Source organism: bacterium (assembly GCA_035527515.1).
Taxonomy (GTDB): Bacteria; B130-G9; B130-G9; order B130-G9; family B130-G9; genus B130-G9.
On sequence record DATLAJ010000119.1, the window covers coordinates 1 to 15,221 of the forward strand.

At 57.6% G+C, this 15,221-nt stretch carries 14 protein-coding genes; 8 read left to right on the forward strand and 6 right to left on the reverse strand.

Features of this window, described 5'->3' with window-relative positions; genetic code table 11:
• The 5 genes from pnp to VM163_09395 all read left to right on the forward strand — a co-directional run.
• Positions 1 to 1,782: polyribonucleotide nucleotidyltransferase (gene pnp, locus VM163_09375; GenBank protein ID HUT04086.1), on the forward strand; the 1,782-nt coding region annotated here is incomplete at its 5' end.
• 51 nt (positions 1,783 to 1,833) lie between these two features.
• Positions 1,834 to 2,244, forward strand: a complete 411-nt coding sequence (locus tag VM163_09380) for a hypothetical protein (GenBank protein ID HUT04087.1) — start codon at positions 1,834 to 1,836, stop codon at positions 2,242 to 2,244.
• A 139-nt stretch (positions 2,245 to 2,383) separates the two neighbouring features.
• Positions 2,384 to 3,532 (forward strand): glycosyltransferase family 1 protein, encoded by a 1,149-nt coding sequence (locus tag VM163_09385; GenBank protein ID HUT04088.1) that lies wholly within the window; start codon positions 2,384 to 2,386, stop codon positions 3,530 to 3,532.
• Between the two features lie 54 nt (positions 3,533 to 3,586).
• A complete protein-coding gene (locus VM163_09390; GenBank protein ID HUT04089.1) occupies positions 3,587 to 3,856 on the forward strand; it encodes a EutN/CcmL family microcompartment protein in 270 nt (89 codons plus the stop codon).
• A 29-nt stretch (positions 3,857 to 3,885) separates the two neighbouring features.
• Positions 3,886 to 4,407, forward strand: a complete 522-nt coding sequence (locus VM163_09395; GenBank protein HUT04090.1) for a hypothetical protein — start codon at positions 3,886 to 3,888, stop codon at positions 4,405 to 4,407.
• A 17-nt stretch (positions 4,408 to 4,424) separates the two neighbouring features.
• On the opposite strand, the gene VM163_09400 is transcribed toward VM163_09395, so the two are convergent.
• The 4 genes from VM163_09400 to VM163_09415 all read right to left on the reverse strand — a co-directional run bounded on the left by VM163_09400 (position 4,425) and on the right by VM163_09415 (position 8,552).
• Positions 4,425 to 5,411 carry an acyl-CoA dehydratase activase gene (locus VM163_09400; GenBank protein HUT04091.1) on the reverse strand — a complete coding sequence of 329 codons (987 nt, stop codon included), beginning with the start codon at positions 5,409 to 5,411 and terminating at the stop codon, positions 4,425 to 4,427.
• A 15-nt stretch (positions 5,412 to 5,426) separates the two neighbouring features.
• On the reverse strand, positions 5,427 to 6,881 hold the full coding sequence (locus VM163_09405) for a sodium/solute symporter (protein ID HUT04092.1): 1,455 nt from the start codon (positions 6,879 to 6,881) through the stop codon (positions 5,427 to 5,429).
• A gap of 93 nt (positions 6,882 to 6,974) precedes the next feature.
• On the reverse strand, positions 6,975 to 7,439 hold the full coding sequence (gene smpB, locus VM163_09410; GenBank protein HUT04093.1) for an SsrA-binding protein SmpB: 465 nt from the start codon (positions 7,437 to 7,439) through the stop codon (positions 6,975 to 6,977).
• A gap of 48 nt (positions 7,440 to 7,487) precedes the next feature.
• A complete protein-coding gene (locus VM163_09415; protein HUT04094.1) occupies positions 7,488 to 8,552 on the reverse strand; it encodes a sensor domain-containing diguanylate cyclase in 1,065 nt (354 codons plus the stop codon).
• 239 nt (positions 8,553 to 8,791) lie between these two features.
• Between VM163_09415 and VM163_09420 the strand changes: the two genes are divergently transcribed.
• Genes VM163_09420 through VM163_09430 form a run of 3 tightly spaced genes read left to right on the forward strand, consistent with a single transcriptional unit; the run spans position 8,792 to position 12,072 of the window.
• Entirely contained in the window at positions 8,792 to 10,312 is a 1,521-nt protein-coding gene (locus tag VM163_09420; protein HUT04095.1) for an ATP-grasp domain-containing protein, read from the forward strand.
• A gap of 25 nt (positions 10,313 to 10,337) precedes the next feature.
• Positions 10,338 to 11,240, forward strand: coding sequence for a succinate--CoA ligase subunit alpha (locus VM163_09425; protein ID HUT04096.1), 903 nt, complete (start codon positions 10,338 to 10,340; stop codon positions 11,238 to 11,240).
• 43 nt (positions 11,241 to 11,283) lie between these two features.
• Positions 11,284 to 12,072, forward strand: coding sequence for a citryl-CoA lyase (locus tag VM163_09430; GenBank protein HUT04097.1), 789 nt, complete (start codon positions 11,284 to 11,286; stop codon positions 12,070 to 12,072).
• A 109-nt stretch (positions 12,073 to 12,181) separates the two neighbouring features.
• Here VM163_09430 and VM163_09435 read toward each other — a convergent pair whose 3' ends face one another.
• Together VM163_09435 and VM163_09440 are read right to left on the reverse strand one after the other, a co-directional pair.
• Positions 12,182 to 13,192, reverse strand: coding sequence for a polyprenyl synthetase family protein (locus VM163_09435; GenBank protein ID HUT04098.1), 1,011 nt, complete (start codon positions 13,190 to 13,192; stop codon positions 12,182 to 12,184).
• Positions 13,192 to 15,221 (reverse strand): valine--tRNA ligase (locus VM163_09440; GenBank protein ID HUT04099.1); only part of this gene is annotated, 2,030 nt, incomplete at its 5' end. The genes VM163_09435 and VM163_09440, both read right to left, overlap by 1 nt.

Consider the following 15,221-nt stretch of genomic DNA (forward strand, 5'->3'; position numbering starts at 1 on the left):
AAATTGCTCATCAATCCGAGCATTCCGGAGATGGACGAGAGCGAGCTCAATCTGGTCTGCGTAGGGACCAAAGATGCGATCGTAATGGTTGAGGCCGCTGCCTCGGGGCAGAACGAGTCGATTCTCGTTGATGCGCTTGAACTGGCTCGGGAGCCGATCAATGCGATTATTGAGTGCCAGCTTCAGCTTCAGGAGGCGGTTGGCAAGCCCAAGCGCGAGTTCGACGACAGTATCTATCAGATTCCAGACGAGCTACAGGCCGAGGTCGAGGGCGCGGTCGCCGAAGAGCTTGACAGGCGAATCAGGATTAAGCCCAAGCTGGAGCGAGAGGCGGCGGTGAAGGAGCTTCGCGACACTCTTCTAGTCAAGTATGAGGAAGAGGATGACCAGACGAAGTTCCTCGTTCGGGACGCCTTCGGGCAGCTCGAAAAGAAGTTCGTTCGGAGAATGGTCCTCGACGAGGGTGTTCGGGTTGACGGTCGGCAGCCGGATGAGATTCGGCCCATTACTTGCGAGGTTGGGCTCCTGCCAAGGACTCATGGGTCGGCAGTCTTCACCAGGGGTGAGACGCAGGCACTTGCGGTCTTGACGCTGGGGACATCGGTGGACGAGCAGAAGATCGACGCGCTGGAGGGTGAGAGTTACAATCGATTTTTGCTTCATTACAATTTCCCGCCGTTTAGCGTGGGTGAGGCCTCATTTCTGAGGGGGCCTGGGAGGCGTGAGGTTGGCCATGGTGCTCTTGCGCTTAAGGCGATTAGCCCGGTCATACCTGATGAAACGGAGTTTCCTTACACACTGCGAGTTGTCTCCGAGATACTGGAATCCAATGGCTCCAGTTCAATGGCTACTGTCTGCGCCGGGATGCTCGCCTTGATGGACGCTGGTGTCCCGACCAAAGACGTCGTTAGCGGGATTGCGATGGGCCTCATCACCGATGGCGACAGGCATTGTGTGCTGTCCGATATCCTCGGCGTTGAGGACCATCTCGGCGATATGGACTTCAAGGTAACTGGGACGAGAGATGGCGTAACTGCTCTTCAGCTTGACGTTAAAGCTGGCTCAATTGACACGGATATTCTCCGAGACGCCCTCGAGCAAGCTAAACGTGGCCGGCTTTATATTCTCGACAATATGCTGGAGGCGATCCCGGAGCCGAGGAAGGACCTCTCGCCCTATGCGCCCAGAATCATCTCGATAATGATTAACAAGGATAAGATCAGGGACGTGATTGGCCCGGGCGGGAAGGTAATCAGGTCAATAGTAGAGGAGACGGGCGTCAAGATCGACGTTGATGATTCGGGAGAGGTGAGGATCGCCTCGACTAGTGAGGAGGCTTCGGCAAAGGCGCTGAAGATGATCGAGGAATTGACTGCGGAGGCCGAGGAGGGCAAGGTCTATGTTGGCAAGGTCAAGCGAGTAGAGGCTTATGGTGCCTTCGTGGAGATACTTCCGGGCGTTGAGGGATTACTGCATATCTCTCAGATGGCAGACGAGCGCGTTGGCGAGGTTCGGGACATCATGAAGGAGGGCGACGAGGTTCAGGTAATCGTCTTGCCTTCCGACGAGAGGGGGCGCCTGCGCCTCAGCAGGAAAGCGGCGTTTGGCCGGCAACCTGGAGACGTCGTTCCTAAGGACGAGCTTCCACAGGAGACCCGAAAACCAGCCGAAGCTCGCAGACCATCATACGACAACCGCCGGCGCCGCGATGGAAGCAACGACAGGGGGGGGCGTCCCCCCGATCGGAGCAGGGGTGGTGGACAGCACAGGCGGGATAGATGATCGTGCGTTAAGGAGTCAATATGGCATGAGAAGACCTAGGAGGTAATGATCATGAGACCGTATGGAGTTCCACAGTCGCAGAAATACCGGGAAAAGGCCACAGTTCGCAAGATCGTTTGGATTGTAATTCTCATTTTTGTCCTTTATTCTGCGTATGCCGTAGCTAAACCGCTTATGATTATGCTTCTCTTCAGTCACGAAACAGCCCAAATATGCAATGATGAGACGCTCATGGACCGGAACCTGGACTTCGGTTCGCTGGTGTCCGAGATACAGACAAAAGCGACTGGCTGGGAGAATCAGGGACTGGCCTTGCAGACGGACGGGATAGCTTGCCGTAGTGAGGGCGGTATCAACCATGTAGCGATTACCTATACCACACAGGGCAGCTGGTTGGGGATTCCCATGACATACGATTGGGAAAACAAATACATGTCCCAGCAAAAACGAACTGGCTACTAGCGGCGAGCGGACATAGAACATCCCGACGCTAAGAGCCGCTGGTTGGAGGCCATGTCGTCGGCAATTGGTCGGTCAGGGCGGGCAAGAGCAGTATCCGAGGGCACAATGCTCGGGTCGTAACTTATCCGGGCTGGCCTGAATGCAAAAGCGACCAATGACCGTGATCGCACTTAATGCCCTTCAAGTCTCGAACCGGAGCGGAACTGGCTACTATAGCCAAAAGATCATCAAGTACGTGCCGTCTGTTCAGCCCCGACTGCGCTATCTCATAATCCTGCCAGCTTCATTCCGGGCGAACCCACTCAGCCAGGAACTTGCTAGGATGCCCAACGTTCAGCTCAAGTTCGTCCGGGCGGCCAGCCTGGCTGCGCGGCTCCTCTTCGAACAGCTGATTCTACCCCGTCTTCTCGCAAAGGCCAGGGTTGACCTGCTCCACTCGCTTGCCTTCGTCGCGCCGCTTCACCTTCGCACCAAGAGCATCGTTACCGTGCACGACCTCACGTTCGAGCTGTTCCCCGAGACCATCACTGGCCTACGTCGGCTTTATCTCGGCAAGGCGACCAAGCTGTCAGCTCGCCTCGCTGATCGCGTCATAGCGGTCTCGGAGGCGGTCAGAACGGACCTCGTCAAGCATCTCTCGCTCGAGCCCAAAAGCGTTGTGGCGGTCTCGGAGGGCGGTCTCGAGGCGCGCGGCCTTAAGAGGGAAGTGAGAGCTCTCCAGCTCAAACAGCTGCTCGGCTGGAGTGAGCCGTACATTCTGTTCATTGGCACGATGGAGCCGAGAAAAAACCTAAAGACGCTTTTGGCAGCATTTTCGGTGCTTCACACAAGGTTCAACAGCCGATGCAAGCTCGTGATCGTGGGCCGTAAGGGCTGGCTGACAGCCGACATGCGACGTAGTCTTGCCAAGAGCGGCGTCGAGGATGATGTCGTGTTCACAGGGTTTCTGCCGGATGCTGTTGTCATCAGTCTAATGCAGGACGCAAGCATGTTCATCATGCCGTCGCTATACGAGGGGTTCGGACTACCACTCGTTACCGCGATGGCTTGCCAGACGCCGATCGCCGCGTCGAGGGCTGGCTCGATACCGGAGGTGGTGGGCGACGCGGCAGTGCTGTTCGACCCCCTGAACGTTGAGGAGATGGCCGAGTCGATGCATCGCATCCTCACCTCGCCTGCCCTGGTCAAGAGGCTAGTTGAGGCCGGCGAGAGGCGCTGCGAGCGATTCAGTTGGGCAAGATGTGCCCTCGAGACGGTTGGCGTTTACGAGCAGGTGCTTTCAGCTTGACGGTGAGGCCGCGTAGGCTGCATCCTTGTTGAGTATAAGTCGGGAGGGAATTGGATGATCTTGGCGAAGGTAGTTGGCAACGTCGTGGCTACCCGGAAGGACGAAAAGCTCGTCGGCTCGAAGCTCCTAGTCGTTCAGCCAGTCGAGCCTGACGGGAAGCCCAGGGGCGGCCTGTTGATAGCGAGGGATACTGTCGGGGCGGGCTCTGGCGAGACCGTCATAGTTGTGCAAGGCTCATCAGCACGCATGGCCAGACAGAGCAAGAATATGCCCGTGGACGCGGCGATAATCGCCATCGTCGATGAGGTCCAGAGGGACGGGTAGCGGTTGTCAGGCTGACAAAAGGCCAAACAATGCCAGCCCATCCCGTCGGTAACCGCGAGGGCGTCTGTCCTGAAGCGCCAGATTCGGAACGTGTGATGGATATGAAATGGGACAGTCCAGCTGTTATTGCGAAGGCCAAGTCTCCTCGAGCGCACGCCGCCGAGTCGCGGCTCGAGACACTATTCGCGGAGATGTCGCCCACGGGCCTTTGCATACCCAACTTCCCCAAGGTTAAGTCCTATCTGTTTCATCATCCCGACATGATCGATCTGGTTCAGCCGATCTGCAAGGCAGTGCTTGATCGCTTTCCCAAACCATCTCAAGTCGCGTTAGAGCTGTATCAAGACCCGGAGATTGAGGACCAATACTTGACGGTTTACGTTCGCCAGGAGCAATACGACGAGGATATCCTTGACGAGCTGCACGAGGTCTCGAACCACTTTGACGATATTCTGTGCGACACTTCTGGCTGGCTACTCATAACCACTGATTTCCAAGACCCGCTCGCTGAGAAGCAATGCTTAGAGAAGGTGACAAATCTGGTTGGCTAGGCAATTGGTTGAGCCCATCAGCTGGAGAACTTAGCCTTCTCCGCACCCTCCGTCCATAGAGCCCACTTGCCGCAGCGGCTCCCCACGTAAGCCACTAGCTTTCCTTCGGCCACGAGCTTCACGATCTCGCAGTGGTTCTCACACCCGTCGCAGATGAACGTCTCACCTCGTCTCACCGAGGCGCTGGGATTGAACCCCTTGAAACGTGAGCTGTCCCAGTTCCTCAGCCGTTGGGTCAACATCGCAACGCCGATCGCGCCCATCAGTGCGAAATGCTCGGGGACGATGACAGCACAGCCGAGGCGCTCCCCAAATGCGCGGCGCATGCCAGCATTGGCCGCAACTCCGCCCAGAAACACGATCGGCGGGCACAGTTGGATGCCTCTTGCCACGTTGCTCAAATAGCTTGTGGCCAGCGCATCGCACAGGCCAGCGCATATCTCCTCCCTGCCGTAGCCCATCTGCTGCTTCGATATCATATCGGTCTCCGCGAAGACCGTGCAGCGGCCTGAAATCCGGGCGCGAGACGTCGCCTGGGCGGCGAGCCTCCCGAGCTCCGACACGGCAATGCCCATTCTCTCCGCTTGGTGGTCCAGAAAAGAGCCGGTCCCCGCAGCGCAAATCGTGTTCAGCCGAAAATCCGTAACGAGCCCCTTTTCGAGGACGATCAGCTTCGATTCTTGCCCGCCGATCTCGATGATCGTCCGTGCCTCGGGAACAGCCTCGAGCGTTGCAGTGGCATGGGCTGTGATCTCGTTCTTGATGACATCCGCACCGACAAGAGCCGCCGCAAGGTCCCTCCCGCTTCCCGTTGCCCCGACGCCGACAACGTCAGCTTTGTCTGGAAGCTGCTCGCCAACTTGCCGAAGCGAGGCCAGAACTGTCGCAATGGGATCGCCGCGGCTGCGAAGATACGAATGCGCGAGAACGTTGTGCGCCTCGTCAATCGCGACGGCCTTGACGGTTATGGAGCCAGCATCAATGCCTAGATAGAGCCGACTCATGAGTCCGATTCGCCGCTAGGAAGCGGCAGGTTTCCTTCGCAGACTTGACTCAATCCAAACCACTATGGGCAGAACCAACAGCGAAACGATCATGCCCGCGGAGGCGATCGTTGGCACCTGCTTCGTCGACTCGCTGAGAGCATACCAGATGAGCGTCGTCCCAAGTCCTGCAAAGGAGCTTATCATTGCGCTCAGTTTGGTTGCTCTCTTCCACAGAAGGCCATAGACAAACGGTGCAAGGAAAACCGCTGCGACAGCACCCCACGATATCGCCAGCATGGTAACGATTACCACAGGCCTCGCGAGCGCCACGAGCACGGAGAGCAGAATGGCCACAAGGCACGCAACTCGCATCAAGAGCACGAGCTTTTTCTCGCTGGTATCCTTCCTGAAAAAGCCCTGGTAAAGGTCCTTCACGATTGACGAGCTCGAGACGAGGACGAGCGCAGCCAGCGTGGACATCGAGGCGGCAAACACGAGAAGCAGAATGACAATGGCGAGCAGTTCTGGGACGAAGTCGCGTATCATCACGGGTAGGAGTTTATCAACGGCGACCTTCCCATTCGTAAAGAGCGCCGGATACTTGCTTTCCGAGATGAACACTCTCGTCAGCGCGCCGGAGTAGTATGCGCCGAACGTTACGACGAGGGCGAAGAGGGTGGCCACGGTCGTGCCTATCTTCACCGACCTTTCGTCCTTAATCCCGTAGAACTTCTGGACAAGCTGCGGCATTGCGAGGGGCGCGACTGAGGTCAGAAACACCAGAGCCATGATGGAGAGCCAGCCCGGGGGGCCCCAGACCGACGTTAAATCCGGGTTGATCGAGTTGAGCTTGGCCAAGATGCTCGAGAAGCCTCCAGCTCTTTGTGTGAACATCCCGATCATTATCAGGATGCCAGCAATCATGACTGTGCCCTGAAATATGTCCACAAGTGTTACCGCCTTGTAGCCACCCATGGTGAGATAGATCGCCGTCAAAACGGCCATGCCAAGCAAAACGTATTCGTAAGGCATGTTGAAGTTGATCTGGAACAGATAGCTTAGGCCCATATAAACAGACGCTGAATACGGAATCAGGAACACGAAGATACATATCGCGGAATAAGCCTTCAAAAACTTCGAGTCGTATCGCCAGTGCAGGTATTCGGGCATCGTGTGCAGGTCCATCTTCCGGCTGACGAGCATGATCCTCTTGCCAAGCAGCTTCCAGACGAGGAACGTCCCGATAACTGTGTTGCCCAGCGCTATCCAAAGCGCTGCCATTCCAAAGCCCCAGCCGACCTTGCCCGCAAACCCAATTATCAGCACCGCGCTGAAATATGCAGTCCCGTAGGTGAATGCAGTCAGCCAAGGTCCAACTGATCGATTGGCGAGAAAGAAGCCCCCGAACGTCTTGGTGCGCTTCATTGACGTATAGCCGATGTATAGGATGGCAACAACGTAAGCAGCAAGGCACGCAACCTTGATCATCAGTCAGACCCTTCCTTTCCAGGATTCATCATGGAGTGTAACCCAAAAACATTGGCTAGAAGATAGCAAACATGGTGAGATTAGCCAATGCACTCAGAAACCATAGCGGTCGTGCAGCTCTCGTCTTACCTCTTTCTCCTTCTCCGCAGAACGCTTCTCGTACTTGCGCTTGCCTGTCGCGATCGCAAGCTCGACCTTCGCCCGGCCGCCGGAGAAATAGAGCCTCGTGGGGATCAGCGTTCGGCCCGTCTCCACAGTCTTCGCCCTCAAACGTTTGATCTCCCGCCTGTGCAGCAAGAGCTTCCTGACGCGCCTCGGCTCGTGATTGAGGCGCGAAGCCTGGGCATATTCCGAGATGTGGCAGTTGTAGAGAAAGACTTCGCCCTCCTTGACTCGGGCGTAAGAGTCCACGAGGTTCGCCTTGCCCTCCCGGAGTGCCTTGACCTCGCTGCCGACAAGCATGAGGCCCGCCTCGATCCGCTCTCCGAGAACGTAGTCGTGCTTGGCCTTGCGGTTGGTGCAAATAGTCTTTTCTAACGTGCTGCCGTTCTTGCTCATTTCAGTTCAACGCACTTGGGGATGGAGCCGCCCCAGGGCAATGCACCACTACTGGCCAGAAGGGGGGGCTGAAGGCGCCTGGGCTGGCGGCGCCTCAGCGCTTGTCGTCCGATTGCGTCCCATCTCCTTGCTCGCAAACATCGCCTTGTCAGTTAGGTTGATGAACTCCACCTTCGACAGGTGCTTTGCATATTCGCACACGCCTATGCTCAGAGTCGTCACCAGCCTCTTCTCACCCGCCGAGAACTCCAAGAACTCTATCATCTTCCTCACACGCTCAGCCACATCGAACGCCGCCTGTAAATCGGTCTCAGGAAGGATCGCAACGAACTCGTCTCCGCCGTATCGGCAAGGGATATCAACGCCAATCCTCATGTTGGCTAGCATGATCGCCGAAGCGCCCACCAAGACCTCGTCACCCACAATATGCCCGAAATTGTCATTGAACTCCTTGAAGTTGTCTATGTCGATGAGCATGAGCGAAAGCTTCGTGTGGTAGCGCCTCGCCCGGGCCATTTCGCGGTCGAGGTGAACCTGGAAATAGCGGTGCGTATAGAGCTTGGTCAGCCCATCGCGGTCCGCCTCATCTCTGGCCATCGCTAGCAGCTGAGCGTTTCTGACAGCAATAGCTGTGTGGTCGGCAAATAACGACAACAGAGCTGTGTCGTGGTAAGCCTCTTCGGGGTTGTTGAGAAGGGATGTCATCGTGATGACGCCCACGAGCTTCCCGGCCGAGATCATGGGCAGTATGCGGCACGATTTATCGCCATATTTTGGGTCCGAGTGACCACGAAACGCCTCGTGCTTCTCAACGTCGTCCACTATCACAGGTTCAAGTGATGCACCCACCTTGCCGATCAGGCCTTCGCCCAGCTGGAACTTGATCCGCCCCATCTTCTCCCTGTCGATCGAGTTGTCGTTGGACGCGGCCATGTAGAGGGCGTTGCGCTCGTTATCAAGCAGGAATATCGACGTGATTGAGAGCCCCATGATCTTGGGCAGGTGCCCAACCGCATAATCAACGATGTGCCTCAAGTCCATTGACATGTTGATGTGCTTGCTCAGGTCCGCAAGCTCCATCAGCTTCTTGAGCATATATGACTTATCAGACATACTGTGTGCCAAACCTCCAACTATGAGCAAAAATCACCACTATTCTGTGCTAGCCGTGCCATCAGGCGACCAGACGTTACATTGTGTTGACCGCCTCTGCAAGCGATTCGTTACCGTGGTTCTCTGAACCTCGGGCCATTGCCCGCGCCGGCAAGAAATCCGAAAACGATTGAAGCCCACATCCAGCTGTTATATTCTCCGCTCAATTCGGTTGTCTCGCTAGCAAGAGGTTAGGATTCTTGGCCAGACTGTTTGAGTTTCAAGGCAAGGCGCTCATCTCAGACGCCGGCATCTCTGTGCCGAATGGAGAGGTTGTTGAGACGCCGGAGGGCGCGGTTGAGACGGCCAAGCGCATTGGTTTGCCAGTCGTGCTCAAATCGCAGGTTTGGGTGACCGGTCGGGCCTCGGCCGGGGGGATAGATTTCGCCGAGACGCTGGACGAGGTCGAGCGCAAGGCGGCGAGAATGCTGGGGCATCAGGTTAAAGGTCAGACGGTCGAGAAGCTGCTCGTGGAGGAGAGGCTTTCGATAGCTCGCGAGCTCTTCGTAGGCATAACGATCGACGATCGCAGGAAGCGGCCGGTAGTGATATTCAGCACTCGTGGCGGGACTGGCATCGAGGAGATCGCCTCCAAGTGGCCACAGGCCGTCGCTCATATTGACATCGACCCGCGAAGGGGCATTTACGACTTCGAGGCGCGGGACCTGGTGCGGCGTGTGGGCATACGGGGCGAGGAGCAGAAGAGAATAGTGCCGGCCATTAGGCTGCTCTGGGCCACGGCCAGTCGCTATGAGGCCAGCAGCGCTGAGATCAACCCGCTCGTGGTAACTGATGGCGGTGATGTGGTGGCCGCAGATTGCAGGATAACGATCGATGATTACGCGGTCTTTCGACACCCTGAGCTTGGAATAGAGATCGCCCGGGAGTTCGACCGGCCGGCCACCAACCTTGAGCGGACCGCATACCGCATCGAGGCGAACGACTATCGTGGGACCTTCTACTTCTTCCAGATGCTTCACAAGTTTAATAAGGGCGAGGGGGTCATCGGCTTTCATGGCGCTGGTGGCGGTGGCTCGATGATGTCGATGGATGCGGTGCTGAAAAAAGGCTTCAAGCTGGCGAATTTCTGCGACACAAGCGGCAATCCGCCGGCCTCCAAGGTCTATCGCGCGGCGCGGATAATTCTCGCGCAAAAGAACATCGACGGCTACTTCGCGTCGGGGTCGGGCGTGGCAAGTCAGGAGCAGTTCAACTCCGCGCGGGGGCTCATCAAGGCGTTCGCGGAGGAGGGGCTTTCCGTGCCGGCCGTGATACGTCTTGGCGGCAACGCTGAGGAGCTTGCTATTGCCCTTCTGAAGCAGTTTTCGGACTACTGGCCCGCTCCGCTTGAGGCTTACGGTCGGGACGACACGCCGGAGTTCTGTGCGGACAGGCTCTCTGTTTTGCTGATGCTTCCGGCGAGGGCCAAACAGGTGAGGCATTTCGACTACCCGAGCGAGTTTGCCTATTCGTTCAAGACGATGACTGGCTGGGTGCGTTTTGACGCCGCGCGGTGTCTCAGATGCAGTGAGAAGCCGTGTATTAAGGCGTGCACTCCTGGCATTCTCGAGGTGTCGGACGGGGTCCCGAGGCTCGGCATTCCGGATGAGGAGGCGGCCACGGGGCGATGCGTTGAGTGTTTGGCGTGCGAGCTTGAATGCCACTTGCGGGGTGCCGAAGGGCTCAAGATCGAGCTGCCGATAGAGGGATTGGACCAATAACACTCGAGGTTGGCAGACAGGGTAGATGTCGATACTAATTGACGAGACGAAACGAGTTCTGGTGCAGGGGATAACTGGCCGCGAGGCCATGGCCCGCACGAAGCTAATGCTCGAATATGGCACTCAAGTGCTCGCCGGGACCTCGCCCAGCAAGGCCGGTGAGACCGTCTATGGTGTTGCCGTCTATGACACCGTCGCCGAGGCGGTTGAACAGCAAGGCCAGTTCGATATAAGCGTGATTTTCGTCCCGGGACCCTTTGTCAAGGCCGCAGCGCTTGAGGCGATATATGCTGGCATCCCTCTTTGTGTCCTTGTGCCCGACCGGGTCCCCATCCACGACACCTTGTTCATCTCCGAGCTGGCTGCCGAGCGGGGCACAAGGTTCGTGGGCCCGAACACCCTCGGCGTCATGAGCCCCGGGCGTGCGTTAGTTGGGATGATCGGCGGCCGGTCAGAGTTTGTGCGGGAGAACTTCAAACGTGGACCCGTGGGGGTCGTTTCGAGAAGCGGTGGGATTACTACTTCAATCGCGTATTACCTGAACAAGATCGGGATCGGGCAGACAACTGTGATGCACGTGGGTGGGGACCCCATCGTTGGCATCAACCTGGCCGAGTCGCTCGAACTGTTCGAGCAGGACGACGAGACGCGAGCCCTGGTCATGTTCGGAGAGATCGGCTCCACGCAAGAGGAGCAGGTCGCCTCGCTCGTGTCGTCTGGGGAGTTCACGAAACCTCTCATTGCGTTCATTGGCGGCGCTGCGGCGCGACACGGGATGCGCTTCTCCCACGCGGGCGCCATAATTGAGGCCGGACGGGGCACGTACGAAGGCAAGGTTAGGGCGCTGCGAAATGCTGGCTGCCTCGTCGTCGAGAACTTCAGCGACATACCCCACTTCACGCGGGAAGTCCTGGGGAGTAGCAGCTGAATCTGGGGCAGAAGCGCCCTTTTCAAGACGAAAGGAGACAGGATTGAGCGACAAGACTTGGGACACCAAGATAACCGATATCGCACCCAACCGGATACTGCTGAGAGGGTATCCGATAGATAACCTTATGGGTAGGGTCTCATATCCCGAGGCATTCTTCCTTACGATTATGGGAGAGCTCCCCAAGCCCTCTTACGCCAGGGTCTTGGATGCGATCCTCGTCTCGTCTGTTGATCATGGTGTTACCCCCCCCTCGGCGAGCGCCGCCATGACGGTCGCCTCGACCGGCAACCCTCTCAACGCTGCTATCGCGGCGGGGGTGCTTGCTATCTCGAGGTTCCATGGGGGTGCGATCGAGGGCTGTATGAACCTGCTGATCGACGCGGTCTCGCGAATGCGGGCGGCGGGGGCTAGCCTCGAGGAGACGGCGGGCGACATTGTCAGGGAATACAGGGACGCGGGAAGGCGCCTTCCCGGGTTCGGGCACCGATACCACACAGATGATCCCCGGACGAGACGGCTGTTCGAGATCGCTAAACAAGAGGGCGTGTCGGGGCAACACCTCGACATGGTGGTTGCTATCGAGCGGGCGTTGCACGAGGCGTCCGGGAAGCGCCTTGCGATCAACGTGGATGGTGCCATAGCTGCCGTTCTTTGTGAGATGGGCGTCAATCCCGCGCTCGCAAACGCCTTCTTCATCACCTCGAGACTCCCCGGCCTTGTGGCCCATATCTATGAGGAGATCACCACACAAAAGCCCATGCGCCACATTGTCCCGGACCAGGCCCGCTACACCGGCCCCGGGCAGCGGCGCATCGAGGACCCGTTATAGGCTCGCGGTAGGGGCTAATTGGGTTGGCCCGTTGTAAGTGGTGGGTTACGTAGGTTGGCCTCCTGTCATCGGCGGGAATGGTTCTGGACGCGCGGGTGCGCCCGGACGACTAGCCAATTCTTGAGATGACGTAGCCTGCGAGCTGACGCAGAGGTTCTGCGCTGGCCTTGTATCGGTCTAGGAACGAGACCCCTTTTGTGATGTGCTTACTCGCGATTCTGGCCGCCTCGTCCGCACCCAGCAGCGTTGCTATGGTCTGCCTTGGGGATAGATGTGAAGGATCGGACAGGAACGAGCTAGGCATGCCGGCGCTCTCGAGCTCGGCGCCGCCCAGGTCGCTATACACCCGTGCAGGGCCATCCAAGATATCGTCACTGATCTGGTAGGCCAGGCCCAGGTTGTGTGCGTAGCCGCTAAGAGCGTTGACGTCCTGTTCGCTGGCGCCAGCGAGAATGGCTGGGAGCTGGGCCGACGCTGCGAAAAGCTGGCCTGTTTTGTGCTCGTTTACATATTCCAGCGTATTTAAGTCCCAGGCACGGTCTGCCGAGAGCTCAGTAACCTGTCCTGCGGCCATCCCGGTCGGCCCGACCGTCTCGGCGAGGAGTGTGAAAACACGGTCTGCCACGCCGGCGGCAGACCCGAGTGAGGCCACATTCGCCGATAGATATGCGAAGCCGTGCGAAAGAAGCGACACAGCAGCCAAAATAGCGGTTGGCTCGTCGAACTTGCGGTGAAGCGACAGCTTTTTTCGCCTCGTGCTGGAATCGTCCATGCAAGGCAGATCGTCAAGGATCAGCGAGCTCGTATGAATGCACTCAACAGCGCACGCAGTGTCGAGAAACTCGCGTGCCTTTCGGCCCAGCATCTCTGCGACGCAGAACACGATGCACGGCCGAAGCCGCTTACCTCCGATGAGCGCGTATTGGATAGCGAGCTTGAGTCGGTCGGTGGGGGCAGCTCGCTGGAACGCCTCAGCGGTATAAGCAGCGGTGTGAGGCTTCGGCGGGACCTCTCCCGTTTCCACCGTTGCCGGCTTCGTCATGCCGCGTGGGGGGCTGCCTCGGTTGAGCGCCTCGTTGACAAGCGCCTGGCACCATGCCAGCTTGGAATCGAAATCCATCAGTCAGATACGAACTCTAACGCCCGCTCAAGCTTCGATTTTTGCTCCATCGATTCCTTGTGGCGACTCTTGACCAGTTCTATCACGTCCGCAGGCGCCTTGGCCATAAACTCACGGTTGCGAACCTTGAACTCATCGGCCTTGATGTTCTTCTCGACCTTTGCCAGGCCGCGACGCAGCCGGACCCGCTCTTTCTCGAAATCAATGATCCCTTCCAGAGGAACGAATATCTCGCAATTTGTGGCCACAGCCGTGGCGCAGTGCCTCCGATCAGGTTCCTCGCCGGTAACCGTGAACCTGTTGGTTTTTGCCAAAAAGACCACGTAATCTCTGTGCGCAGCCAGCAGCATCCTGAGACCCTCGTCTCTGGAATAGACTACAAGCGGGACCGAGACCGAGGGCGAGACGTTCATCTCGCTTTTTATCGTCCTGGCCTTTGTTATTATCTCCATCAGAAGAGCCATGGAGCGCTCTGCCTGGTCATCCGCTGTTAGAAGGTCTGCCCTAGGCCATTGGGCAACGGCGATGCTCACAGGCGAGTTCTCGCCCTTCGGGAGATGCTGCCATACTTCCTCGGTTATGAACGGCATGATCGGGTGCAGTATCCGCAGCAGGACGTCAAGAGTTCCACAAAGGAGCTTTTGCGACCGGGCCTTTCTGGCCGGGTCTTCCTTCTGATATAGGTCGAGCTTGGCGAGCTCGATGAACCAGTCGCAGTACTCGTGCCATATAAACTGGTAGAGAACGTCACTGGCCTCGTAGAACTTGTATTGGTCGAGGTTCTCGGCCACATCCATAACGACGCGTGTGAGCCTGCTGATTATCCATCTCTCGGCGAGCGAAAGCGGCCTATCCTCACCTAGCGAGCTGAGGTCAGAAAGGCTCGTTAGACCAGCACCATCTCCGACGAGGCGCGAGCCTACTTCCTCATCGTCTCCGGAAAGATTCATCAGGATGAACCGCGAGGCGTTCCAGACCTTGTTGACGAAATTGCGGTAGCCAGCCACTCTGCCCTCCGAGATAGGCAAGAACTGCCGGCCTGGCACGGATTGTATCGCCAGAGCGAACCGAACCGCATCGGTTCCGAAGTCCGAGATGAGTTTTCTCGCATCGACGACGTTGTCCTTTGACTTGGACATTTTCTGTCCCTTCTCGTCACAGATCAGCCCGTTGAAATAGACGACGTTGAACGGGACGTCATGCATGTTGTATAGGCCCATCATGATCATCCGAGCGACCCAGAAGAAAATGATGTCGAACGCCGTGATGAGGCACGACGTCGGGTAGTAGCGACTAAGGTCGCGGGTGTCGTCCGGCCAGCCGAGCGTCGAAAACGGCCAGAGTGCGGAACTGAACCATGTGTCGAGCACGTCCTCTTCCTGAACTACGTCTTTGGAGCCGCACTTGGCGCAGCTTGGCGGCTTGGTCTCCGCAACCATCGTCTCGTTGCACGATTGGCAGTAGAACGCCGGTATCCTGTGTCCCCACCACAGCTGCCGAGAGATGCACCAGTCTCGGATGTTCTCCATCCAGTCGTAATAAAGATTCGCCCACGACGGGGCAATGAACTGAACGTCGCCGTCTCGGACGGCCTTTATGGCCGGCTCGGCAAGTGGCTTCATCTTCAAGAACCACTGCTGCGACAGATATGGCTCCACGATCGTATCACACCGCTGGCAGTGCCCTACCATGTGCTTGTGCGGCTCTATCTTCTCGAGCAGGCCGTTCTTCTTCAGATACTTGACCAACTGCCGACGGCACTCGAACCTGTCCAGCCCCGCATACTCTCCCGTGTTCTGGTTCATCGTGCCGTCCTTGTTCATCACGGTGATGCGCGGCAGGCCGTGCCGATTGCCCATCTCGAAGTCGTTACCGTCGTGCGCAGGGGTGATCTTGACGATTCCTGTCCCGAACTCTGGGTCAACCTGCTCGTCCATTATCACCGGCAGCTCGCGGCCTATGACCGGCAGAACGATCGTCTTGTCCCTAAGAAACGCAGCCTTCTTATGGGACGGGTGGATGGCAACCG